The organism is Halomicrobium urmianum (assembly GCF_020217425.1).
Taxonomy (GTDB): Archaea; Halobacteriota; Halobacteria; order Halobacteriales; family Haloarculaceae; genus Halomicrobium; species Halomicrobium urmianum.
The window spans coordinates 842075-863132 of the sequence record NZ_CP084090.1 but is presented as its reverse complement, the minus strand read 5'-3'; the positions used below and the strand labels follow the sequence as shown (position 1 = coordinate 863132).

23 protein-coding genes are annotated in these 21058 nt (G+C 69.6%); 12 read left to right on the top strand and 11 right to left on the bottom strand.

All coding sequences use genetic code 11. The annotated features are described in order from the left end of the window. Positions 1–82: 82 nt before the first annotated feature. The 3 genes from pan2 to LCY71_RS04310 all read left to right on the top strand — a co-directional run bounded on the left by pan2 (position 83) and on the right by LCY71_RS04310 (position 2522). Positions 83–1306 (top strand): proteasome-activating nucleotidase Pan2, encoded by a 1224-nt coding sequence (pan2, locus tag LCY71_RS04320; protein WP_225335142.1) that lies wholly within the window; start codon positions 83–85, stop codon positions 1304–1306. A 281-nt stretch (positions 1307–1587) separates the two neighbouring features. Beyond that, positions 1588–2058, top strand: coding sequence for a pyruvoyl-dependent arginine decarboxylase (locus LCY71_RS04315; protein ID WP_225335141.1), 471 nt, complete (start codon positions 1588–1590; stop codon positions 2056–2058). A 110-nt stretch (positions 2059–2168) separates the two neighbouring features. Then, positions 2169–2522, top strand: a complete 354-nt coding sequence (locus tag LCY71_RS04310; protein ID WP_225335140.1) for a DUF5811 family protein — start codon at positions 2169–2171, stop codon at positions 2520–2522. An 87-nt stretch (positions 2523–2609) separates the two neighbouring features. Here the strand turns inward: LCY71_RS04310 and LCY71_RS04305 are convergent, their stop codons facing one another. Together LCY71_RS04305 and infB are read right to left on the bottom strand one after the other, a co-directional pair. Then, positions 2610–2798, bottom strand: coding sequence for a DUF8015 family protein (locus LCY71_RS04305; RefSeq protein WP_225335139.1), 189 nt, complete (start codon positions 2796–2798; stop codon positions 2610–2612). A gap of 222 nt (positions 2799–3020) precedes the next feature. Beyond that, positions 3021–4835 carry a translation initiation factor IF-2 gene (gene infB / locus LCY71_RS04300; protein WP_225335138.1) on the bottom strand — a complete coding sequence of 605 codons (1815 nt, stop codon included), beginning with the start codon at positions 4833–4835 and terminating at the stop codon, positions 3021–3023. A gap of 190 nt (positions 4836–5025) precedes the next feature. On the opposite strand from infB, the gene LCY71_RS04295 reads away from it, so the two are divergent. Both LCY71_RS04295 and LCY71_RS04290 read left to right on the top strand, forming a co-directional pair. Then, positions 5026–5265 (top strand): PRC-barrel domain-containing protein, encoded by a 240-nt coding sequence (locus LCY71_RS04295; RefSeq protein ID WP_225335137.1) that lies wholly within the window; start codon positions 5026–5028, stop codon positions 5263–5265. After that, positions 5266–5724 carry an NOB1 family endonuclease gene (locus tag LCY71_RS04290; protein WP_225335136.1) on the top strand — a complete coding sequence of 153 codons (459 nt, stop codon included), beginning with the start codon at positions 5266–5268 and terminating at the stop codon, positions 5722–5724. Here LCY71_RS04290 and LCY71_RS04285 read toward each other — a convergent pair. The 3 genes from LCY71_RS04285 to LCY71_RS04275 form a co-directional block, all read right to left on the bottom strand. Further along, a complete protein-coding gene (locus LCY71_RS04285; protein WP_225335135.1) occupies positions 5721–5864 on the bottom strand; it encodes a ribbon-helix-helix protein, CopG family in 144 nt (47 codons plus the stop codon). The genes LCY71_RS04290 and LCY71_RS04285 overlap by 4 nt on opposite strands. A 64-nt stretch (positions 5865–5928) precedes the next feature. Next, positions 5929–6690, bottom strand: a complete 762-nt coding sequence (locus LCY71_RS04280) for a CPBP family intramembrane glutamic endopeptidase (RefSeq protein ID WP_225335134.1) — start codon at positions 6688–6690, stop codon at positions 5929–5931. Positions 6691–6770: 80 nt separating this feature from the next. Further along, the gene (locus tag LCY71_RS04275; protein WP_225335133.1) at positions 6771–8069 is read right to left on the bottom strand and encodes a phosphoglucose isomerase-related protein; all 1299 of its coding nucleotides are present in this window, start codon (positions 8067–8069) and stop codon (positions 6771–6773) included. Positions 8070–8159: 90 nt separating this feature from the next. On the opposite strand from LCY71_RS04275, the gene LCY71_RS04270 reads away from it, so the two are divergent. Continuing rightward, complete coding sequence (locus tag LCY71_RS04270) at positions 8160–8843, top strand: DUF8056 family protein (RefSeq protein WP_225335132.1); 684 nt, start codon at positions 8160–8162, stop codon at positions 8841–8843. Positions 8844–8913: 70 nt separating this feature from the next. Further along, positions 8914–9375, top strand: a complete 462-nt coding sequence (locus tag LCY71_RS04265; protein ID WP_225335131.1) for a DUF5812 family protein — start codon at positions 8914–8916, stop codon at positions 9373–9375. Between the two features lie 12 nt (positions 9376–9387). On the opposite strand, the gene LCY71_RS04260 is transcribed toward LCY71_RS04265, so the two are convergent. Continuing rightward, entirely contained in the window at positions 9388–9693 is a 306-nt protein-coding gene (locus LCY71_RS04260) for a DUF7968 family protein (RefSeq protein WP_225335130.1), read from the bottom strand. A gap of 130 nt (positions 9694–9823) precedes the next feature. Between LCY71_RS04260 and secF the strand changes: the two genes are divergently transcribed. Together secF and LCY71_RS04250 are read left to right on the top strand one after the other, a co-directional pair. After that, positions 9824–10693 carry a protein translocase subunit SecF gene (gene secF, locus LCY71_RS04255; RefSeq protein WP_225335129.1) on the top strand — a complete coding sequence of 290 codons (870 nt, stop codon included), beginning with the start codon at positions 9824–9826 and terminating at the stop codon, positions 10691–10693. Continuing rightward, a complete protein-coding gene (locus LCY71_RS04250) occupies positions 10690–12267 on the top strand; it encodes a preprotein translocase subunit SecD family protein (protein WP_225335128.1) in 1578 nt (525 codons plus the stop codon). Before secF ends, LCY71_RS04250 begins: the two co-directional genes overlap by 4 nt. 435 nt (positions 12268–12702) lie before the next feature. On the opposite strand, the gene rnhB is transcribed toward LCY71_RS04250, so the two are convergent. Next, positions 12703–13335, bottom strand: coding sequence for a ribonuclease HII (gene rnhB, locus LCY71_RS04245; RefSeq protein WP_225335127.1), 633 nt, complete (start codon positions 13333–13335; stop codon positions 12703–12705). 210 nt (positions 13336–13545) lie between these two features. Between rnhB and LCY71_RS04240 the strand changes: the two genes are divergently transcribed. From LCY71_RS04240 to LCY71_RS04230, 3 genes are all read left to right on the top strand, one after another. After that, on the top strand, positions 13546–14343 hold the full coding sequence (locus LCY71_RS04240; protein WP_225335126.1) for a cupredoxin domain-containing protein: 798 nt from the start codon (positions 13546–13548) through the stop codon (positions 14341–14343). Between the two features lie 50 nt (positions 14344–14393). After that, entirely contained in the window at positions 14394–15140 is a 747-nt protein-coding gene (locus tag LCY71_RS04235; RefSeq protein ID WP_225335125.1) for a BGTF surface domain-containing protein, read from the top strand. Between the two features lie 95 nt (positions 15141–15235). After that, the gene (locus LCY71_RS04230) at positions 15236–16243 is read left to right on the top strand and encodes a sodium:calcium antiporter (RefSeq protein ID WP_225335124.1); all 1008 of its coding nucleotides are present in this window, start codon (positions 15236–15238) and stop codon (positions 16241–16243) included. A gap of 54 nt (positions 16244–16297) precedes the next feature. Here the strand turns inward: LCY71_RS04230 and LCY71_RS04225 are convergent, their stop codons facing one another. The 4 genes from LCY71_RS04225 to LCY71_RS04210 form a co-directional block, all read right to left on the bottom strand. Next, positions 16298–17863 (bottom strand): sensor histidine kinase, encoded by a 1566-nt coding sequence (locus tag LCY71_RS04225; protein ID WP_225335123.1) that lies wholly within the window; start codon positions 17861–17863, stop codon positions 16298–16300. Positions 17864–18007: 144 nt separating this feature from the next. Continuing rightward, entirely contained in the window at positions 18008–18619 is a 612-nt protein-coding gene (locus LCY71_RS04220; protein ID WP_225335122.1) for a translation initiation factor IF-2 subunit beta, read from the bottom strand. Between the two features lie 151 nt (positions 18620–18770). Then, a complete protein-coding gene (locus LCY71_RS04215) occupies positions 18771–20168 on the bottom strand; it encodes a hemolysin family protein (RefSeq protein WP_225335121.1) in 1398 nt (465 codons plus the stop codon). A gap of 305 nt (positions 20169–20473) precedes the next feature. Then, complete coding sequence (locus LCY71_RS04210; protein WP_225335120.1) at positions 20474–21007, bottom strand: hypothetical protein; 534 nt, start codon at positions 21005–21007, stop codon at positions 20474–20476. Positions 21008–21058 lie beyond the last annotated feature (51 nt).

The window sequence follows — 21058 nt, the reverse complement described above, 5'->3', positions numbered from 1 at the left end:
GGATGCGGTCGGCCCTTCGCCGCCGGTCGACCCCCTGATCCAAAGGCACTTTGTGTTCCAGTACCGTAGAACCGACAACCAGATGTCGCGCAGTCCCTCGCTTCCCGAGCGGCCCCGGTTGGACCTTGACCCCGATATGACCCCCGACGAGCGCCTCGAGGCGCTCGAGGAGCACTACGTCGACCTCGTTCACGTCAACGAGGAGTTGGAGGACCAGCTCGACGCCGCCCGCGAGCGACAGGCGGACCTCACCGACGACGTCGACCGTATCGAGCGGGAGAACGAGATGCTCAAGACCTCCTCGCTGTACATCGCCACCGCCGAGGAGCTGACCGACGACGGCGTCGTCGTCAAGCAGCACGGCAACAACCAGGAGGTGCTGACCGAGGTCGCCCCCTCCATCCGTGAGGACCTCGACGCCGGCGACCGGGTCGCGATCAACGACTCCTTCAGCGTCAAGGAGATCCTCGAGGCCGAGACCGACGCCCGCGCGCAGGCGATGGAGGTCGACGGCTCCCCAACCGTCACGTACGCCGACATCGGGGGCATCGAGGAGCAGATCCGCGAGGTCCGCGAGGCGGTCGAGGAGCCGCTCGTCAACGCCGAGCAGTTCCGCGAGATCGGCATCGACCCGCCGTCGGGCGTCCTGCTGCACGGCCCGCCGGGCACGGGCAAGACGATGCTGGCCAAGGCCGTCGCCAACGAGACCGACGCCACCTTCATCAAGATGGCCGGCTCCGAACTCGTCCGGAAGTTCATCGGCGAGGGCGCCCGCCTGGTGCGGGACCTCTTCGAGCTCGCCGCCGAGCGCGAGCCCGCCATCATCTTCATCGACGAGATCGACGCCATCGCGGCCAAGCGGACCGAGTCCAAGACCTCCGGCGACGCCGAGGTCCAGCGGACGATGATGCAGCTGCTGTCGGAGATGGACGGCTTCGACGAGCGCGGTGAAATCAGGATCATCGCCGCCACCAACCGCTTCGACATGCTCGACCGCGCCATCCTGCGCCCGGGCCGCTTCGACCGCCTCATCGAGGTCCCCAACCCCGACCACGAGGGCCGCGAGCGCATCCTCGAGATCCACACCCGCGACATGAACGTCGCCGATACGGTCGACCTCGGCGAGATGGCCGACCGGACCGACGGCTTCTCCGGCGCCGAACTGGCGTCGCTGACCACCGAAGCCGGGATGTTCGCCATCCGCGACGACCGCACCGAGGTCCGAATGGCCGACTTCCAGAACGCCCTCGAGAAGGTCGAGGACGAGACCGAGGACGAGAGCGGCACGCCGGTCGCCTTCGCCTGACCACCTTTTTGCTGCGGAGGGTTTCCTCGGTCGCCTCCGGCGACCTGCGGGAACCCCCCCTTGCAAAAACGTGGTCCTGTCGAGCGTAGCGAGACAGGGCTCGGAAGACGAGCAGAGCGAGTCTTCCGGTGGCGAAAAACTCCCGGACGGCGCGCTCACTCCGTTCGCTCGCGTCCGGTGAACCGTGCCTCACTCCGTTCGGCGCGGATGCTGGTGACGATACCACTTCTCCGCACCGTCGAAACGAAACCCCTTACCCGTAGCGCCGTCGAAACCGGGACGTGAGCGTCATTCGGATCGTGTGGGGGACGGACACCGGTCCCACCGAACTCGCCGCGTTCGACGCCGCGCTGGCAGCCGCGGGCGTCCACAACTACAACCTCGTGACCCTCTCCTCGGTCATCCCCGCGGGGCCGCCGATCGAGACGGTCGGCACCGCGCCCGACCTGGGGCCCGTGGGGGAGGAGCTCCACGTCGTCGAGTCCTCGGCGACGGCGGCGCCCGGCGAGCGGGCGACGGCGGCCGTCGGCTGGGCGCGCAGCGAGTCCGGCCGCGGCATCTTCTACGAGGTGGACGGCGAGGACCCGGATCACGTCCGCGAGGAGGTCGAGCGGGGGCTGGCCCACGGCAAGACGCTGCGGGACTGGAACTTCGTCGACGAGAACGTGGTCGTCCGGTCGGTCGCACCCGACGACGAGTACGCCGCTGCCGTGGTGTGTGCCGTCTACGGCGAGAGTCGGCCGGCGCTGTGAGCGGCCGTTCGGTCAGCGACTGACTCGCGAGCCATCGACGGGTGTGCGCCCGTGGCGCCTTTCATCGCCGTGTTTATATCCCAGGTTGCCTTAGGTGCGCCGAACCGCAAATGTATGGAAACACGTCGTTCGGGCCCCAGGACGAGGCAGTCACGCTGACGCCCGAACAGCGCAAGGCGCTGCGCCGGGACCTCTCTACCGTCGCGAGCGGCCTGCGCGAAGTGCTGCCCGGCGAGTTCGCCATCGGGTCCGAGATCACCGACGCCGCGTCGGGTCCGCAGGCGACGATCGCCGTCCAGCCGCCGGTGGGGTCCGTGGTGAGCGCGAACTACACGCCCGAGGGGGACGAGGAAGTGCGAATCTCCGACGAGGAACGCACCGACCTGGTGCACGGACTCGCCGCGTCGGCCGCCCTCCAGGTGAAACAGGCGATGGGAGACGGCGCGGTGCCCGCCGCACAGTAAGGGGTCGACGGGGGTCGTCGATCGAGACGCGGGTTTTCGCCGTCGGTTTCACTGGACAGTCGCGACGCTACCGCGGCGGACAGCCCGTCAGTCCTCGTTCGGCGGGTCGTAGAACAGCGCGTAGCCGATGGTGCCCGACGCTGGCACGCTCCCCGCGCCGAGCGCCACCCCGAGCTGTAAGGAGGTAACGGCTGCTGCGACCCACGCGACGAGCATCGAGACCGCGACGGCGACCAGCACCAGGTCCGCCGTCGCGAGCGAGGGGCTGGGGGACACGTGTGCGACGACGAGCGCCTTCTAATTAAATATTATTACCCGCTGCTGGCCGCCTCGTGGTGACTGTCGTACCCGTTCTTTCGGGTCGACGGCACAAAAGCGCGGGGTCGCCCGCCACGACGGACGGTAGTCGCTATCGGGAGCGCTCACGTGACGACGCGTCGCTCCACGGCGATCCACGACGAGCGACGACGAGAAGAGAGAGCCCGCGCTACTCGGCGGTCACTTCCCCCAGAAGGGGTCCCGGTTGCGGCGGGTCTCCAGGTACTGGTGGAGGACTTCCCGCTCGTCGGCGGTGATGTCCTCGGTGAGCTCCTGTTCGAGGATCTTGGCGTGCTTCTCGGGGATCTCGGTCCAGAGCTCGTCGCCCTCCTCGATGTCGCGGCCGACGGTGGGGCCGTCGATGGAGACGGCGACGCGCTCGCCGGTCGTGGCCTCGTCGACGTCCTCGCCCTCGTCCTGGATGGACTTGAGCTGGCCGACGCGCTCGGGCTCGTCGCCGTCGAACTTCACGACGCGGGAGTTGCGCCGGAGGCGGCCGCCGCCGATCTCGACGCCGACGACGGCGGGGTCGTTCTGGCGGAACGTGTGGTCCGTGAGGATCTGGAAGCGGGCGGGCCGGGTGATGTTCTCGAGGATCTGGTCCTGCTGGGCCGTCTCGATGGCCTCGACGTGGTCCTCGTAGTCCTCGATGAGCTGGTAGATGACCTCGTGCTCGAAGACGTTGACGTCCTCCTGCTCGGCCAGCCGCCGGGCGTCGCCGAGGACGTCGACGCCGAACGCGAGGATGGCGCGGTGGATCGGCTCGCCGGCCGTCTCGGCGACGCGGACGTCCCGCGGCGCGACGTCGCCGACCTCGGCGCGCATGATCGGGATCTCGTTCTCCTCGAGCGTGCCGGCGAGCGCCTCCAGCGACCCCAGCGTGTCGGCCTTGATGACGATGCCCTCCTCCGCGGTGGAGACCTCGAACTCGGCGAGTTCGGCCTCGACCTCGGCGATGACCTCGCCGACGTCGCGGTCCCGCACGACGCGGATCGGCGCGCCGGCCATGGCGTCGTCGAGGTCCGGCGCGGCGATCTTGACGCCGTCGGCGGCCGCGACCTCGTCGACGCGCTCGAACTGCTTCTCGGTGCGGATCTCCGCCAGCGGCTGGGGCTTCAGCAGGGCGCGCACGTCCGTCGTGATCGGGCCGTCGAGGCCGCCGACGACGAGCTGGTCGTCCTCGCGGATGGTACCGTCGTAGACGACGGCGTCGACGGTCGTCCCGAAGCCGCGGGCCTCGGTGACTTCCAGCACCGTTCCGACGCCCGGGCCGCCGACGTCGATGGTCATCTCCTCCTTGAGGTAGCGCTGTGACAGCCCCATCAGCACCGTCAGCAGGTCGGGGATGCCTTCGCCGGTCTCGGCGGAGACGGGGACGACGCCGATGTTGTTCTGGAAGTCCTGGACGCGCCAGTACATGTCCGCGGAGAAGTCGTTGTCCGAGAGCTCGCCGATGATCTCGTAGAGCTTCTCGTTGAGGTCCGACTGGACGCGCTCGGACTGGTCGTCCATCGTGATCTGGACCGGACTGCCCTCGTTGGGGTTCCAGCCAGGCACGGTGTCGATCTTGTTGGCGGCGACGATGAACGGCGTCTGGGTCCGCTTGAGGATGTCGATGGCCTCGAAGGTCTGGGGCTGGAAGCCGTCGTTGACGTCGACGACGAGGATGGCGATGTCCGCCAGCGCCCCGCCGCGGGAGCGCAGCGTCGAGAACGAGTGGTGGCCGGGCGTGTCGATGAACAGCAGGCCCGGCAGGTCGAAGTCGTCGGGGTCGACGAGGTCGCCGGCCATCTTCGAGATGACCTCGAGCGGGACGTGCGTCGACCCGATGTGCTGGGTGATCGCGCCGGACTCGCCGGCCGCGACGGCGGAGCCGCGGATCTCGTCCAGCAGGCTAGTCTTCCCGTGGTCAACGTGTCCGAGGACCGCCGCGATCGGCGTTCGCAGCGCTCCCGGGTCGGGCTCCCCGTCGGCGTCTGTGTCGGTTTCGGCCATAGAGAATCACCGTCCAGAAGTTACCTGAGATAGGTCGGGCGCGTCACAAAAGTGCATCGTCATGGGACCGCGGGCGGCCGTCGTCCGGCGCAGTCGTCCCGCGGCCGGCCGGGGCTCGATCGCCCGGTCAGCCGATGACGCGCGTCAGACGTCCCGTGGCGTTTATAGTATCCCACTCGGAAGGACAAATATGGCCGAGATACTCGCCGAGAACCTCTCGGGAAAGGACGTCATGGGGACGGACGGTGCCGAACTCGGGAGCCTGTACAACATCACGATGGATCTGGACACGGGTCGGCTCCAGCACCTCGTCATCGATCCGATCGAGGCGCTCGGGGAGACCCGGTTCGAGCGCGACGAGACCGGTCGACTCCTCGTACCCGTCGACCGCGTGCAGGCAGTCAAGGACCACATGATCATCGACCGCTAAATGTACGTTCTCGACTCGTCCGCGTTCATCAACGAGTACCACACCGACGAACCGATCTCCTCGATCCCGCTCGTCCGCGAGGAACTGGAGGACGAGAGCGCCTACCGCTTCGACGCCCTGGAGGGGTCGGGCATGCACATGCACATCCCCGAGCCCGAGACCGTCGAGCGCGTCGAGCGGGCGGCCCGCGAGTCGGGCGATCTGGCCGAGCTCTCGCAGACGGACGTCCGTTTGATCGCCGCCGCCTTCGAACTGGACGGGCGTCTGGTCACCGACGACTACGCGATGCAGAACGTCGCCGAGAAGCTCTCGATCCCCGTCGAGGTCATCGCACGCGAGGGCATCGACGAGCAGCGGAACTGGCTGTTCCAGTGCCAGGGCTGCGGTCGCGAGTTCGACGAGAACCACGACCGCTGTCCCATCTGCGGGAGCGACCTCTCGCGGAAGAACCCCGCCTAGGACCGCTCCTCGATCGATTCGAGGCCGAGGTCGATCAGCTGCTCGACGACGGCCTCCTCGCTGATTCCGTACCGGTGGGCGAGCCGCTCGACCGCCCGCGCTTGCTCGTCGTCGCAGGCGACCGTGTATCGGGTCGGCATTGCACACGCGTCTCTCAGAGGACCGCATAAAGCTCCGTCAGACGGCCCTCTGACTCGTGCGGTGTTACTGCGGCATCGGGACGTCGTAGACCGCTATGGCGTACTGCGCGGCGAAGATCATGGCGTTCCAGAACCCGTGGACGACGATCGGGACGACGATGTTGTCCGTGTACTCGTAGACGCTCCCGAGGATGACGCCGAGGATGGCGGCCACGGCGATGTACGTGAAGATCCCGGTGTCGGAGCCGATCAGGGCGACGACGTGTGCCGTGCCGAAGAGGACACTCGCGCCGGCGATGGCCGGGGCTGGACCGAACGCCCGGCGCAGTAGCCCCTGGACGGCCCCTCGGAAGAGGAGTTCCTCTCCCGGACCCACGAGCAGGATCGTGATCGGGATCATGTAGAGAAAGAGGCGGGGATCCTGCTGGCCCTGTACGATGACCTGATTCTGCGCGCTCTCGACGCCCAGCGCCGTGGCGATGGCACCGACGATCCACACCGACACGAGCAACCCCGCGAAGGCCGCCGCCATCCAGACGACGTCCGAGAGCGTCGGGACGCGCCAGTCGACGAGGTCGTAGTCGTCATTGACGGCGAGATAGGCGACGACGACGAGGATGAATCCGGCGAACTGCAGGACGCTCCCGACGACGCTGGTCGCCAGCGAGGAGCCCCCCACGTTCCCGGTCAGTATCCCTACCCCGACGACGCCGACGAGCGAGAGGATGACCCCCGCACCGAAGGCCAGCGCGACGATCCCGACCGCGTGTAACACCGACTGAACCTGCACCTCGGTGTCGGCGGGCCGATAGAGGTCCGAACTCATCGCCGAGGGCTTCGGTCCCGGCCCGTATATAGCCCCCGTTGACGCGCCGCGGAGAGCGCGCTCCGGGGCGAGGACGCCGGTCAGTCGACGCGCAGTTCGCTCTTCTCGTCCATCGCCCGCGTCCGATCGGTCGACTCGCCGGCGAGGGCGTCGCGCGCGGCCTCCTTGCCCCACTCGACGGCAGGCTGGGTGAACGTGTCCACGTCGGTCAGCTCACCGGCCATGACGCAGGCGGCCTCCATGCCGTAGAGGAGGCTCCCGAGCCCGCGGGCATCCAGCGCGTCGACCTCCACGCGGACGCTCGGGCGCTCCGCCTCGGCGAGGCTGGCCTCGGTCGCCCGCAGTTCGGTGTCCAGCAGCTCCCCCAGGTCGGTCCCGGCGAGGTACGCGAGGTCGTCGTGCTCGACGTCGGGGACCCGCTGCTCGGGGCGCTCGCGCGGGCGCAGGAAGGTCACGAGCTTGTCGGCGCGGCCGGCCCGGTAGAGCTGGAGCTGGGAGTGCTGGTCGGTCGCGCCCAGCGCTCGCGCCGGGGTCTGGCCGCGGCCCTCCTTCCCGAGGCTCTCGGCCCACAGCTGGGCGAACCACTCCGCGAACGGCTCCAGGCGCTCGCTGTAGGGCACGAACGCGTTGATCGTCGCGCCGCGATCCTCCAGCGCGACGGCGGTCGCGCCGTAGGCGTAGCCCGGGCAGTCGAACAGCGAGGTCGCCAGCCCGTCGGCGGCCTCCCGGGCCCCCGCGAGCAGCCCGTCGAGGTCGATCCCGAGGATGGCCGCGGGGACGAGCCCGACCGACGACAGCGCCGAGAACCGGCCGGGAACCCCCTCCGGGACGGCCAGTCGCGGCAGGTCTCGCTCGGTCGCGAGTTCGGCCAGCGGCCCGGACTCGCCGGTGGTCACGACCGTCCGCTCGCTCCAGTCGACGCCGGCCGACTCCATCGCCTCGCGCACGACGAGGAAGTTCGCCAGCGTCTCCGCGGTGGTGCCCGACCGGGAGACGACGTTGACCGCCGCCGATTCGAGGTCGACCCCGTCGAGTACGCGCCGGACGTGCTCCGGGTCGACGTTGTCCAGCACGAGGTGATTCGCGCCGGCGTCGGGGCCGAGCGCGGTCGATATCGTCCGCGCGCCCAGCGCGCTGCCGCCGATGCCGACCGTCAGCACGGTCTCGGCGTCCGCGACGGGCGCGACCGCCTCGCGGATCTCGTCGGGATCGGTCCGCTCGGGCAGGTTCAGCGCGGCGTAGCCGAACTCGCCGTCCGCCCGCCCGCGCTCGATGCGCTCGTGGGCCTCCGCGACGCGCTCGTTCAGGTCTTCAAGCGCCGACCGGTCGATGCCCGGGTCGGCCGCCTCGGCGAGCGCGTTACCGATGTCGACTTCCATGGATCGGGAGACGGCTACCGGACACAAAAGTACCGCCCACCTTCGACGGTCATCACGCCGTTTAACCTCCGGGGCCGCGAAGCGCCGGCCATGGCAGGGGACGGGTCCGCCGCCGACGGGACCGCGAGCGGTGCGAGCGACGCCGACGCCGGCGACGGGAGCGCGACGGCGGGGAGCGGTCCCGGAACGGCGAGCAGCGAAGCCGAGAGCGTCGAGAGCGCGTACGGCGCCGACGGAACGGCGGCCGCCGACCCCGACGCGGACGACGGGGACGCCTACGGCGGCGTCGTCGGCGCGGCGCCCTACGCCGTCCGGGCCAGCGAGTCGTGGCTGTTACGCGCGTACGCCGTCGTCGGCGTCCTGCTGACGCTGCTCGTGGCGCTCCTGTTCTCGCTCGGCGTGGTCGTCCTGCTGGGGGAGACGGGCGGGGCCGTCGGCGGGAGCTTCACGTTCTCGCGGGCCTTCTTCGTCTTCGTCGGGTTCCTCGTCGTCGTGCCGCTGGTCGCGCCGCTGCTGTTCGTCGCCCGCCGCCACCGCCGCGGACGGGGCGACGCCGGCTACGACGCGACGCTGGGCGCGCTGGGATTCGGCTTCGTCGCGTCGCTGTACGTCGCGCTCGTGATCTCTGTCCCGCCGTCGCTGCGACAGCCGGCCGACGGCCCGCTCGCGCCCGTGGTCGACGCGCTCTACGCGCTCCCGGCGCTGGCCGGGCTGGTTCCGCCGACGGCCGTCGCCGTCGTCATGTGGCTCGTCGCTCGCCGCTGGCGACAGTGACAGCCCCCCGCGAGGGTCACAGCCGCCGCGGACCGACGGGGCAAAGGGCGGGGACCGAGTACGACCGCCCATGAAGACCGGCACGTTCCTCGTCGTCGCCGCCGACGAGGAGACGGCGACGCTGCGCGACGTGGAAGACGGACAGGTCGTGACGCTCTCGGAGAACCCGGACCTTGAGGACCGGATGGTCCTCGAGGGAACCGTCGAACCGGAGCCGCCCCTGGAAGTGGCATACCACGTGGCCGAGGTCGAGGCTCGTCGGACGATCCCCGTCGAGCGCAGCGATCTCGAGCCCACTGCGCAGGCCCGCGACGTCGCGGCCGAGCAGGACGTCGGCGAGGTCACCCGCCGCGAGCGGGCCGGCGAGGGCGAACTCCACGTCCTGACGGTCGACGCCGACCGGACCGACTCGGCCGTCGCGGACGTGATCGCGGACGAGGAGACCGTGGCGCGGGCAGCCCGCCTCGGCGTCGACCGCGTGGAGGTCCGGGCCGACGACGGCGTCGTCAGCGTGCGCTACCTGCCGGAGTGAGACGTCCGCGTGCTACGGCCCGGCCGCGCTCTGGACCTGCCAGCCGCCGCCCCCGGTGACTTCCTCGCGGTCGACGAACTCGAAGGCCGTCTCGTCGGTGATCGCCGGCCCGCCAGCGACGCGCTCGACCCGCAGCGGGACGTCCAGCGTGTCCCCGCAGCAGCCGACGCCGGTGAACTCCTCCCAGACGTCGCCCTCGCGCGCCTCGTCGTGGGCCGTCCGGAGGTAGGCGCGAAAGGAGGAGCGGTCGACGGCGTCGCGGCCCCAGTCGCTCAGGTCGCTCGGGTACGACAGCACGACGTCAGTGGCTGGTTCCATACTGGACGGTAACGGGCCCCACAGACAAGGCTCTCCCGGACGCGCGTCGCCGCCGCGAGCGGGCGGATCGGCAGCCGTCAACTTCTGGGATATAAGAAGGCTTATTCGGGCAGGTGGCACACCCACGCCCATGGTCGCATTCGAGGTACCGGAAGTCGATTACACGCGGTACTCGAACCGCCAGCTCATCGCGGTTCCGCTGGCGGTGCTCGGGGTCGCCCTGCTGGTCCTCCTCGCCTGGACGTTCCTGAACGGAGCGCCGGTGAACATGGGGACAGACTTCACGGGCGGGACCCAGTTGCGCGTGGCCGTCACCGACGGTGGCGGCGAAGCGGCGATTCGCTCCGCCTTCGATCAGGAAATCTCCGAGGTTCAGTACGCCCAGGCCAGCGGCGAGTACATCGTCACGTTCGGGCCGGACGCGGATTCGCAGGCGGTCGAAAGCGCCGTCTCCTCGGCGTCGAATCTGGAGAACCGCGGACTCAACCAGATCAGTCCCAGCTTCGGGGAGAGCGTCCAGCGGACGGCGCTGATCGGCGTCGGCGTCGCCTTCCTTGGGATGAGCGTCCTCGTGTTCGCCCTGTTCCGGACGTTCGTTCCCTCCATCGCCGTCGTCCTGTCGGCCTTCTCCGACATCGTGATTCCGGTCGCCCTGATGAACGTCTTCGGGATCGAGCTGACACTCGGTACCGTCGCCGCGCTCCTGATGATCATCGGTTACAGCGTCGACTCCGACATCCTGCTGAACACGCACGTCCTGCGCCGCTCTGGCGACTTCTACGAGTCGACCTACCGGGCGATGCGCACCGGCGTCACGATGACGATCACGTCGCTGTGCGCCATGGCCGCCATGGCGTTCACCGCCTGGCTGTTCGGGGTTCAGCTTCTGACCGCCATCGGACTCGTGCTCGTGTTCGGGCTGGCGGCGGACCTGATGAACACCTACATGATGAACGTCACGCTGCTGCGCTGGTACGTCTACGAGGGGGTGAACCGATGAGCCGGATCCGCGACAACCTCCGGATCACGCTGCTCGTCGTCGCCGTGCTCGCGAGCCTGTTCCTGCTGTTCGGCCCCGGCGTCGGCGGCGGCACCGACGGCAGCAACGCCACCGCGGCCAACGCCACGACTACCGACGGCCCGACGAATCTCCGCTACGGGCTGGAACTCTCCGGCGGGACGCGCGTCCAGGCGCCGCTGAACGGCTGGACCGCGACCGGTATCGAGTACGACGGCGCCGACCGGACCACCGTCCAGTCCGAGGTCGCCGGGAACCTCGACGGCGTGTCCGCCCGCGACGTCGCGGCCGTCCCGCCCACGGGCACGTCGGGTAACGGCTGGGCCATCGAGGTCCGCAGCGCTAACGCCTCCCAGTCGGACGTCAGGTCGGCCGTCGAAGCGGCCGGCTTCTCGCCCGGCCAGGTCCGGCAGGGCGTCACCAGCGACACGCGCGGCGAGGTCGTCGAGGTCCTCCAGAACAAGATCGACGAGACCGGCATCCAGGGCGGGCAGGTGCGGTCGATCTACTCCGTCAGCGAGGACCGCTACTTCGTCGTCGCCGAGGTCCCCAACGCCAACAGCTCCGAGGTTCGCGAGCTGCTGAGCGGCACCGGTCAGGTCGAGGTCCGGGCCTACCACGAGAACGAGAACGGCACCTTCGTCAACCGGACGGTCGCGACCAACGACGACTTCACGAGCATCGGCGTCCCGCAGACGAGCCAGGCCGGGAACCCGTACGTCTCCGTGAGCGTCCAGCAGGGCGACACCGCCCAGCAGTTCCAGCGGGACATGGTCGAGACCGGCATCGCCAGCACCGGCGGGAGCCGCTGCGGCTGGCCCGGCGAGAACGGTCCCTGTATCCTGATCGTCCGCGAGGGCAACGTCGTCGGGAGCTTCGGCATGCAGCCCCGCCTGGCCGAGTCGATGATGGACGGGAGCTGGGCCAGCGACCCCGGCTTCCGCCTGCCGACGAACAACTTCAGCGAGGCCCAGCAGCTGTCCGTGAACCTGCGCGCCGGCGCCCTCCCGACCGGGCTGGCGCTCGACCAGGGCTCGATCTCGTTCATCTCCCCGAGCTTCGGATCCGACGCCCGCATCAACTCGATCATCGCCGCCATCGCCGCCGTCCTGGCCGTCTCCGGCGTCGTGATCGCACGCTACGGCGACGTCCGGGTGGCCGTCCCGATGGTGCTGACCGCCCTCTCCGAGGTGGTCCTGTTGCTCGGGTTCTCCGCCGGCGTCGGGCTGGCACTCGACCTGAGCCACATCGCCGGGTTCATCGCCGTCATCGGTACCGGGGTGGACGACCTGGTGATCATCGCCGACGACATCCTGCAACAGGGCGACGTCCAGACCGACAGGGTGTTCCAGAGCCGCTTCCGGAAGGCCCTGTGGGTCATCGGTGCGGCCGCGGCGACCACCATCATCGCCATGAGCCCGCTGGCCATCCTCAGCCTCCAGCAACTGCGCGGGTTCGCCATCGTCACCATCGTCGGCGTCCTCCTGGGCGTCCTGGTGACTCGCCCCGCCTACGGCGACATCCTCCGCTCGCTCGTCATGGGCGAGGAGCGCTAGGAAACGTCGTTTCAGCTTCTTTCTCTCGATCCGTTTCGACCGCGACCGCAACCGCTGCTACCTGTTTCGAGAACAGCCAGAAAGCCCCGCGCCGTTCGCGGGCTGCGACTCGCTGTGCTCCTTGCTCACTGCGTTCGCTGTCGTTCGAGAGAGCGAAGCTCTCTCGTGATCACGGAAGACACCTCCGGCGTCTTTCGAACGACGGTGCTTGCGTCGTCTCGCTCCGCGAACGGCGCGCCCCTTTCAATCCCGCCCGCCTGGACAGCCGAACCGGCCGGGACTGAAAGGGGCCGGAGTGTCGACGAACCCCGGCGACGTAAGGACCGCAGGGCGAAGCTCGAGGACCGCAGCGAGCCGCGGGAGTCGACACTCCGGGGGCCTTCTGGCTGTTGAGGATGCTATCCCTACTGTCCGTAGTAGCCGTTCGATCGTCGCCTAGAACTCCCCGAGAGTGGCCTGCTCGGCCGCTGCCAGCACGTCCTCGCAGGTGGACCACGAGGCGCGGGCGCAGGGCGGGAGGTCGCCGCTGGAGTCGACGTAGTCGGCCAGAAACTCGCGGGTCGTGGGGTCGCTGGGATAGCCGCTACCGACGGCGCCGAACTCCTCGCGGAGGTCGTCGACGTGGGCCTCGCGAGCTTCCTTGGCGACGATGCTGGCGGCGCCCACGAGCGGGTCGGTCTCGTCGGCGCCGTGGGCGGCGTTCACGGTGACAGTAGCGTCGACGCGCTCGGCGACGCGGCGGCCGAAGCGGTCGGCGTCGGTGTCGCCGGCGTCGACGGTGCCCGCCAGGCCGTCGCGAGCGACGCCGGCGAGCGCGCGGCCGTGAGCGTCGACGGTCAGCGCGTTCATGTCCGTCTCGGGGTCGTCGATGCGGTCGACTGGTACCTCGGCGACGGCGACGTCGGCGACCGCGCGGATCTCGACGTCGAGGGCGGCGCGCCGCTCGGCGGGGATGCCCTTCGAGTCGCCGACGCCGTCAGGCAGGTCGGCGGGATCGCAGCGGACCGCGGCGGCGAACATCGACCCCAGTACCGGTCCCTTGCCCGCTTCGTCGACGCCGAATGGCACGAGTACGGACTGGCGTGCGGCGGTCAAATGCGTTCTGGATGTGGTCGCTTCCGTCGGCGCCCACGACTGGATAAGCTGACCGTACCGGCGGTGATCGGATGAACGGTCAGCGGACGCTTTGTCCGTCGCATCCCGAGTGAACTCGGGCCTGGCTTCCGACGGCGGACGGTACGGCGGGCGATTCCGGACACGCGCGGTTTCCAACAGACTATGGGCAGCTCAGACAACGCCGAACGCGGCGGGGACGAACAGGTATCGCTTGCGACGCGGCGGACGATCCTCTCGCTGGCCGCCGTCGGCGGGACGGCGATCGGTCTCGGTCCGGTTCTCGGGGCGGCACAGACGGAGCCGGAGCAGATCGAACTCGGCGGCGACACGACCGGCTGGGTCGGCCGGGCGCCGGCCGACATCGAGGACGAGACTAACCCGACGCTGACGCTGGTGCCGGGGCGGAGCTACGAGGTTGTCTGGGAGAACGTCGACGGCGTGCCGCACAACTTCGTCGTCCGGGACGGCAGCGGCGAGGACCTGATCCGGAGCGAGATCATCAGCGAGGAGGGCGCGACCCAGACCGTCGAGTTCGAGGCGACCGATGCGATGGCCGAGTACCTCTGTGAGGTCCACCCGAATACGATGGTCGGGGACGTCTCCATCGAGGCGGCACAGGACACGGCGACACCCACCCCGACGCCCGAAGCCGAACAGGAGAGAACGGAGACCGAGACCGAGACGGAGGAGGCGGACGAGCCGGCATTCGAGTCCGACATCGTCGAGGAGCAGGTGGGCGACGTGGCGTCGCTGACGCTGGACCTCGGCGACCGCGACCGGGTGCGGGTCTCGCTCGGAGCCGAGGCCGTCAACTACTTGCTCTCGTTCACGGTCGTCGACGGGAGCGGCGACGACGTGGTGACGATCGAACTCGACACGTTCGTCGCGGGCCGTGGTGACGACCCCCCGTCACGGCGGCAGACGACGAGGACGGGATCCGGACCGTCAAGCGGGAGATAGCCGGGGCCGACCCGTCGCTCAGTTCGGCGCCGTACCCGGTCGAGGCGTCCGTGGACGGCCGCGTGGTGGCGGAGACCCTGCTGTCCCTCCAGCCCCGCGAGACGGAGGGCGCGGTCGCGGGCGTCGCTCCGCAGCGAGCGGACCCCGCCCGCTCGGACGACTTCGCCGAGGAGGTCACCGAGCGCCAGTCGGTCGCCACCGGTGACTGGGCAGTCGTCCGCGTCGACGCGTCGGGCCTGTACGCGACGCTCGACGACGCCGCGGACCTCCGGAACGACGAGTACGGCTACGACCTGACCGTCGAGGAGGCGGACGTGATCAACCGGCCGCCGGAGGAAGTCCCCCTGGAGGCGATCACGCTCGTCACGGACGCCGAGAACGATCGGTTCTTCGCGGTCGTCGACAGCGGTCGCCTCGAGGTCGAGCAGCCCTATCGGGCGACGTTCACGATCACGGACGACAACCCGTACGTGGCCGACGGCGAGGAGGAGAGCGTCTCGGCGGTGTTTCGGGCGGTCGAACGGAGCGCGACGATCGACGCCGAGGAGCCGGTTTCGATCCCACCGGAGTCGGTGACCGTCTCGGGGACGACGACGGTCGCACCGGGGACGACGCTGACGGTCGCTGCCACCGGCGAGGGCGGCGACGCGTTCCTGCTGACCGCCCGGCCGACCGTCGAGGCGGACGGCTCGTGGTCCGCGTCGATGGACTTCTCCGACGCGGAACCCGGGACGCCCGTCACTGTCGAGGTGCTCGGGTTCTCCCGATCCGTCGAGGGAGACGTGAGCGGGCGATAGACCGGTGGACCGCCGACGCCGGTCCCGTAGCGTCACCCCGCTTCCGGCGTCCGAGAGGAACATACCTTTGTCCGCCCGCAAGTAACCGCTACGCGATGCCCGGCCTCCTGCTGGCGCTCGGACTCGCGGTCGTCGCGACGGCGGTCATCTGGAAGGGAAGCGAGTACCTGGAGCAGTCCGCCGAGCGACTCAGCGCGTACTACGGCCTGCCCGTGGCCGTCCACGGGGCCGTCGTCGTCGCGGTCGGGTCGAGCTTCCCCGAGTTGAGTTCCGTCGTCATCAGCACGGTCGTCCACGGGGAGTTCTCGCTGGGCGTCGGCGCCATCGTCGGGAGCGCCATCTTCAACCTGCTCGTGATCCCGGCGCTGTCGGCGCTGTTCAGCGACGAACTGGCGGTGACCAGGGACGTCGTCCACAAGGACGCGCAGTTCTACATCATCAGCGTCCTCGTCCTGTTCATCATGTTCGCGCTCGGGGCGACCTACGTTCCCGGCGGGACGAACCAGGCGGCGATCCTCACGCCGCCGCTGGCGGTCATCCCGATCGCCACCTACGGCATCTACGTCTTCCTCCACCAGCAGGACGTCAGCGAGCACGCGCCGGAGCGGTCGACGGACGTCGACGTGGGCCGCGAGTGGGCCGTGCTGGCCGTCGCCCTCGTCCTGATCGCCGTCGGCGTCGAGGGCATCGTCCGGGCCGCCCTCGATCTCGGCGAGATCTTCGGGACGCCCAGCCTCCTGTGGGGGCTGACCGTCATCGCCGCGGCGACGAGCCTCCCCGACGCCTTCGTCAGCGTCAACGCCGCTCGAGAGGGGTCGGGCGTGACCAGCCTCACGAACGTCCTCGGGAGCAACACGTTCAACCTGCTGGTGGCGATTCCCGTCGGCGTCCTCCTCGGGGGCTCGACGACCGTCAACTTCCTCGCCGCGATTCCGACGATGGGCTTTCTGGCCTTTGCGACGCTGGTGTTCATCGTCTTCACGCGGACGGATCTCGAACTGTCAGACCGCGAGGCCTACGGCTTCCTGGGGCTGTACGCGCTCTTCCTCGCGTGGATGGCACTCGAGATCCTCGGCCTCATCGAGACGGTCAGGGGGATCTAGCGCGGACGGGCGGTGTGGTCCCGCGGGGACCCGTTCGAGGCCGTCGACCGCCGGTCACCCCGCCGGGAGGGTGAAGCGGAAGGTCGATCCCTCACCGGGGTCGGACTCGACGCGGATGGCGCCGCCGTGGCGCTCGACGATACGACGACACAGCGCCAGTCCGATGCCCGTGCCCTCGTGGTCGGCCTGCGAGTGGAGACGCTGGAAGACCTCGAAGACGCGGCCGGCGTCGTCGGCGTCGATGCCGACCCCCTCGTCGGCGACCGAGATCCGCCACCAGTCGTCGTCGGTGTCCGGGGCGTCCGGGCCGTTGCAGCGCTCGGCGGCGACGTGGACGCGGGGCCGTTCGTCGCCGCTGTACTCGATGGCGTTGTCCAGCAGGTTCTGGAACACCTGACGCATCTGACCGCGGTCCGCCCGGACGGTCGGCAGGGGGCCGGCGGTGATCTCCGCCCCGCTCTCGGTGATCTTCATCTGGAGGTCGTCGCGGACCTCCGCGAGCACGTCGTCGAGGTCGACGGCCTCGAACGGGTCGCCGCGGGACTCGACGCGCGAGTACTCCAGCAGTCCCTCGATCATCTCTCGCATGCGGTCGGCGCCGTCGACCGCGTAATCGATGAACTCGCGGCCGTCTTCGTCGAGCTCGTCGGCGTAGCGGCGCTCGATCAGCTGGAGGTAGCTAGAGACCATCCGAAGGGGTTCCTGCAGGTCGTGGGAGGCCGCGTAGGCGAACTGCTCCAGTCGCTCGTTGGACGCCTCCAGTTCCTCGATCAGTTCCTCCAGCCGGCGCTCGCGGTCGCGGAGGGCCTCTTCGGCCTCCTTCCGCGGCGAAATGTCGCGGAACAGTCCGACGAAGTAGCGATCGCCCTCGAAGACGAAATCGTTCAGGGAGATGCCGAGCGGCACCTCGTGACCGTCGGCGTGCTGTCCCGGAAGTTCGACGTACTCCCAGTCGATGTTGCGCTCGCCGGTCTCGAGGTACCGGCTGAGCGCGCTCAGGTGGTTCTCGCGGAGGCGCTCGGGGATGATGCTGAGCTTGCTGCCCCCGACGAGCTCGTCCGGGGAGTAGCCCAGGATCCGCTCGACGGCCGGGTTCGCGTACTGGATCTCGCTCGCCGTGTCGAGGACGATGATGCCGTCCGAGAGCGCGTCGGCGAGCGCGACGAACGCCTTCGCCGCGGTCTCTTCGACGCGTTCGGGGTCGAGACGGTCCCGGCCGTCCGCGTCCAGCGACGAGTTCGACTGCCGCGAGAGGAGCAGGGCGACGGCGCCGTCGTCTCGCCCGCCGGTCGCAGCGAGGTGGGCTTTGCACGGCACGACGTCGCCGGACGCCGTTCGGATCGGTACCACGAAGGCGAGCGACTCGCCGTCCTCGGCGCTGGCGTCCAGCACCGACTCGAGCGGGGACGGGACCGTCGCCAGGAGGTCGGTGAACGGCGCGCCTCGGACCGCTTCCAGGGACCGACCGGTGAGGGACTCGAACTCCGCGTTCGCAGCGACCACGTCGCCGTCGGACGTCAACCGAACGAACGCGAGGTCAGCCGCGTTCAGCAGCCGGAGGACCGTGGTCTGGGAGAGCAGGTCCGCGTCCTCTGCCGGCGGATCGCTCGAAGAGGGCACGACGCCGCTTAGGGCATGCCGACAATAAGTCCTCCTCTCGACACCGGTTCCCGGACCGGGAGGCCGCGACTGTCCGAGGTCGGTCGGGAAGCAGCGACTGACGGCAGAGCGGCCGCCATCTGCGGACGTGAAGCGGGTCCCGCCTCAGGCGAGGCGGCCGAACGCCAGCGTCCCGCTGATGGAGTCGATGTAGGCCTCGACGACCTGGCCCTCGCGGGCGCCCTCGACGAAGATGGTGTACTTGCCCTTCTCGGCGACGCCGTCTCCCTCGCGGCCGGTGTCGGTGATCTTCAGCTCGTAGGTCTCTCCCTCCTCGAGGGTCGGGCGGTCGGACTGGGTGTTCGCGGCGGGCTTCTTGGCGACGGGGCGGAAGGCGCCGCAGGCCTCGCAGCGGAGCATGTCCACGCCGTCCTCTCGGGTGAGGCGGGTGTCGGGCAGGCCGCACTCGGAGCAGGTGACGTACTCGGTCACGTAGGCGTCGACGGCCTCCTCGAAGTCGGAGACGGAGAAGGAACCGTTGTAGCGGGCCTCGCCGCCGTCGAACTGGCCGGCGGTACCGAGCTCGCGCTGGATGGCGCTGTGGACGTGGTCGGCGTCGCGGGCCAGCGCGTCCGCGATGTCCTCCAGGTTGGTCAGTCGGGTGAACGAGCCGTCCGTCTGGCCGACCGGGTCGGGGATCGACAGCCGGTCGCCGGCGTCGCGGGGCTGGTCCGGGAGCGCGTCGAACGCCCTGTCGAGGGCAGCGTCGTAGTTCATACCGGAGGGAGGCGGGAACGACGTAAAGACGTTCCGCGAGTGACGGTAGCACGACCGCGCGGATTCGCGGCCGGACGGGTGGACGGTGGCCGCCGACGGGTCGACGAGCGACGGTGAGTCGCCGGCTGGCCGGTCGAGTTTCGAGTGGCCCTCACTCGGCCCCGTCGCCGCCTTCGGGACCGCCCTCGCGGGGCTCTCCGACCCCGTCGGGGGCTCCCTCGTCGCCGCTCGCCGCGTCCTCGGTGGGGCGGACGACCACGCGCTCCACGCGGGCGCCGTCGACCGCCTCGACGGTGATCTCGGCGCCGTCGGCCTCGATCCGGTCGCCGGTCTCCGGCGCCCGGCCGAGTTCGTCGAGGACGAACCCGCCGATCGTTCCGAACTCGTCGCTCTCGAGGGCCGTCTCCAGGCGGTCGTTGACGGCCGCGATGGGGACGCCGCCGTCGACGGCGTAGGTGCCGTCGCCGCGCCGGTCGATCGAGGGCTCGCCGGCGGCGACGTCGAACTCGTCGCGGAGGTCACCGACGATCACCTCGACGACGTCCTCCGTGGTCGCGATTCCCTCGAAGCCGCCCCACTCGTCGATCACGACGGCGATCTGGCCCTCACGCTCTTGGAACGCGGTGAGCAGTTCGTCGCCGGTGGCCGTCTCGGGGATGAGGACGACGTCCCGCGCGAGGTCCGCCGCCGTCCGGTCGGCGTTCCCGTCCTCGTCCACGGCCGCGAGGACGTCCTTGGCGTCGACGAAGCCGACGACGCGGTCGTCGTCCTCCGCGTCGAGGACGGGGTAGCGCGTGTGCTTCTCCTCGGCGATCAACGCCCGCAGGTCGGGCAGCGGGAGGTCGGCCGGGACCGTCACCACGTCCGGCCGTGGGACCATCACCTCGCGGGCGGTGATGTCGTCGAACTGGAAGACGCGCTCGACCATCTCCACCTCGGCGGTGTTGACCTCGCCCTTCTGGCCCGAGCGGGTCAGGACCATCAGGATCTCCTCCTCGCTGAGCGTCTCCTCGGTCTCCGAGGCCGGCGGGATGCCGATCAGCCGCGTGAAGAAGTTCGCCGTCCCGTTGAACACGACGATGCCCGGGACGAACAGGTAGTAGAACATCCGCATGAACGGCGACACGAGCAGCGCGATTCGCTCGGCCTGCGCGATGGCGATGGTCTTCGGGGCGAGTTCGCCGAACACGACGTGCAGGAACGTGATGACGCTGAACCCGATCGCGAAGGCCATCAGATGCATGAGGCTCTCCGGGAGGATCGGCGCGAGCACGGGTTCCAGCAGGGCCGCAATTGCCGGTTCGCCGATCCAGCCCAGGCCGAGGGAGGCGATGGTGATGCCCAGCTGGGTGGTCGCGAGGTAGTCGTCGAGGTTGTTCACGGCGTTCTGCAGCGACTCGGCCCCGGCGGCCCCCTCCTCGACGAGCCCCTCGACGGCCGTCGACCGGACCCGCACGTAGGCGAACTCCGAGGCGACGAAGAAGCCGTTGAGCACGACGAGAAAGAGCGCGGCGACGACCCGACCGGCCGAGAAGAGGACGTCTACCATCGGTCGCTCCCCGCCCCGTCGGTCGGCGGTTGATCGTCCCGGCGACCGGGCGCGCAGTGCCGGCCGGGAGATCCGTCGGTCGACGGTCGGACGCCGTGCCCGTCGCTGTCGATCGGTCGCTGGCGATCCTCGTGCGCGCGGGGCGTGATAGTGACCACTCTGCCTAGTCTGCGAATCGCTCGAATGTAAGCGTGGGGTCGTTCGAGGGCGCGCTCCCCTCGCAGCGCGGAACCCGACAGTGATCGCGCTGTCGGCCCGGCGTGTCGGCACGCGTGTCGCCGACTACCGCCGCGACGGTCCCGCCGTCACTGATTCGATCCCTGGTCCTCGTCGGTGGCCTGCTCGCCCTTCTCCTCCACCTTGTCGCTGGCCTCCTGGCCCTTCTCCTCGACCTGCTCGCTGGCCTGCTCGCCCTTCTCCTCGACCTGGTCCGCGGCCTGATCGCTCATATCGGAGACCTGCTGGCCGGTCTGGCGGACCGTGTCGGCGGCCTCGTGGCTCATCTGCTCCGTCTGGTCGGCCGTCTGGGTGGCGACCTCCTCGATCTTGCTGGAGGCCTTCTCGACCGTCCCGCCCATGGAATCGGAACCGGACCCGGGGCCGGACCGCTTCCGGAGTACGTAGGCGACGGCGACAGCGGCGCCGACCGCGAGCAGGAGCGGGAACTTGCTGCCGCCGCTGCTGTCGGACGTCCTCCGGGTCATCTCCACCTCGGTCGACTGCCGGGTGTGGGCCTCCTCGACGGACTTCTCGACGTAGTCCCTGATGGCCTCTTCCATCTCCTGTGCGGCGTTCTCCATCTCCTGTTCGGGGTTCTGGCTGCTTAGTATGGATTTCATCGGTGACCTCACGGGTCCGTAGGGGCGGGAGGTCGAAAACTGTTAGCAATA

Excerpts from the sequence above, each read along its gene's own strand:
- pan2 (WP_225335142.1), top strand. The coding sequence starts at position 83 with ATGTCGCGCAGTCCCTCGCTTCCCGAGCGGCCCCGGTTGGACCTTGAC.
- LCY71_RS04310 (WP_225335140.1), top strand. The coding sequence starts at position 2,169 with ATGTATGGAAACACGTCGTTCGGGCCCCAGGACGAGGCAGTCACGCTG.
- infB (WP_225335138.1), bottom strand. The coding sequence starts at position 4,835 with ATGGCCGAAACCGACACAGACGCCGACGGGGAGCCCGACCCGGGAGCG.
- LCY71_RS04295 (WP_225335137.1), top strand. The coding sequence starts at position 5,026 with ATGGCCGAGATACTCGCCGAGAACCTCTCGGGAAAGGACGTCATGGGG.
- LCY71_RS04290 (WP_225335136.1), top strand. The coding sequence starts at position 5,266 with ATGTACGTTCTCGACTCGTCCGCGTTCATCAACGAGTACCACACCGAC.
- LCY71_RS04285 (WP_225335135.1), bottom strand. The coding sequence starts at position 5,864 with ATGCCGACCCGATACACGGTCGCCTGCGACGACGAGCAAGCGCGGGCG.
- LCY71_RS04280 (WP_225335134.1), bottom strand. The coding sequence starts at position 6,690 with ATGAGTTCGGACCTCTATCGGCCCGCCGACACCGAGGTGCAGGTTCAG.
- LCY71_RS04275 (WP_225335133.1), bottom strand. The coding sequence starts at position 8,069 with ATGGAAGTCGACATCGGTAACGCGCTCGCCGAGGCGGCCGACCCGGGC.
- LCY71_RS04270 (WP_225335132.1), top strand. The coding sequence starts at position 8,160 with ATGGCAGGGGACGGGTCCGCCGCCGACGGGACCGCGAGCGGTGCGAGC.
- LCY71_RS04265 (WP_225335131.1), top strand. The coding sequence starts at position 8,914 with ATGAAGACCGGCACGTTCCTCGTCGTCGCCGCCGACGAGGAGACGGCG.
- LCY71_RS04260 (WP_225335130.1), bottom strand. The coding sequence starts at position 9,693 with ATGGAACCAGCCACTGACGTCGTGCTGTCGTACCCGAGCGACCTGAGC.
- secF (WP_225335129.1), top strand. The coding sequence starts at position 9,824 with ATGGTCGCATTCGAGGTACCGGAAGTCGATTACACGCGGTACTCGAAC.
- LCY71_RS04250 (WP_225335128.1), top strand. The coding sequence starts at position 10,690 with ATGAGCCGGATCCGCGACAACCTCCGGATCACGCTGCTCGTCGTCGCC.
- LCY71_RS04240 (WP_225335126.1), top strand. The coding sequence starts at position 13,546 with ATGGGCAGCTCAGACAACGCCGAACGCGGCGGGGACGAACAGGTATCG.
- LCY71_RS04230 (WP_225335124.1), top strand. The coding sequence starts at position 15,236 with ATGCCCGGCCTCCTGCTGGCGCTCGGACTCGCGGTCGTCGCGACGGCG.
- LCY71_RS04220 (WP_225335122.1), bottom strand. The coding sequence starts at position 18,619 with ATGAACTACGACGCTGCCCTCGACAGGGCGTTCGACGCGCTCCCGGAC.
- LCY71_RS04215 (WP_225335121.1), bottom strand. The coding sequence starts at position 20,168 with ATGGTAGACGTCCTCTTCTCGGCCGGTCGGGTCGTCGCCGCGCTCTTT.
- LCY71_RS04210 (WP_225335120.1), bottom strand. The coding sequence starts at position 21,007 with ATGAAATCCATACTAAGCAGCCAGAACCCCGAACAGGAGATGGAGAAC.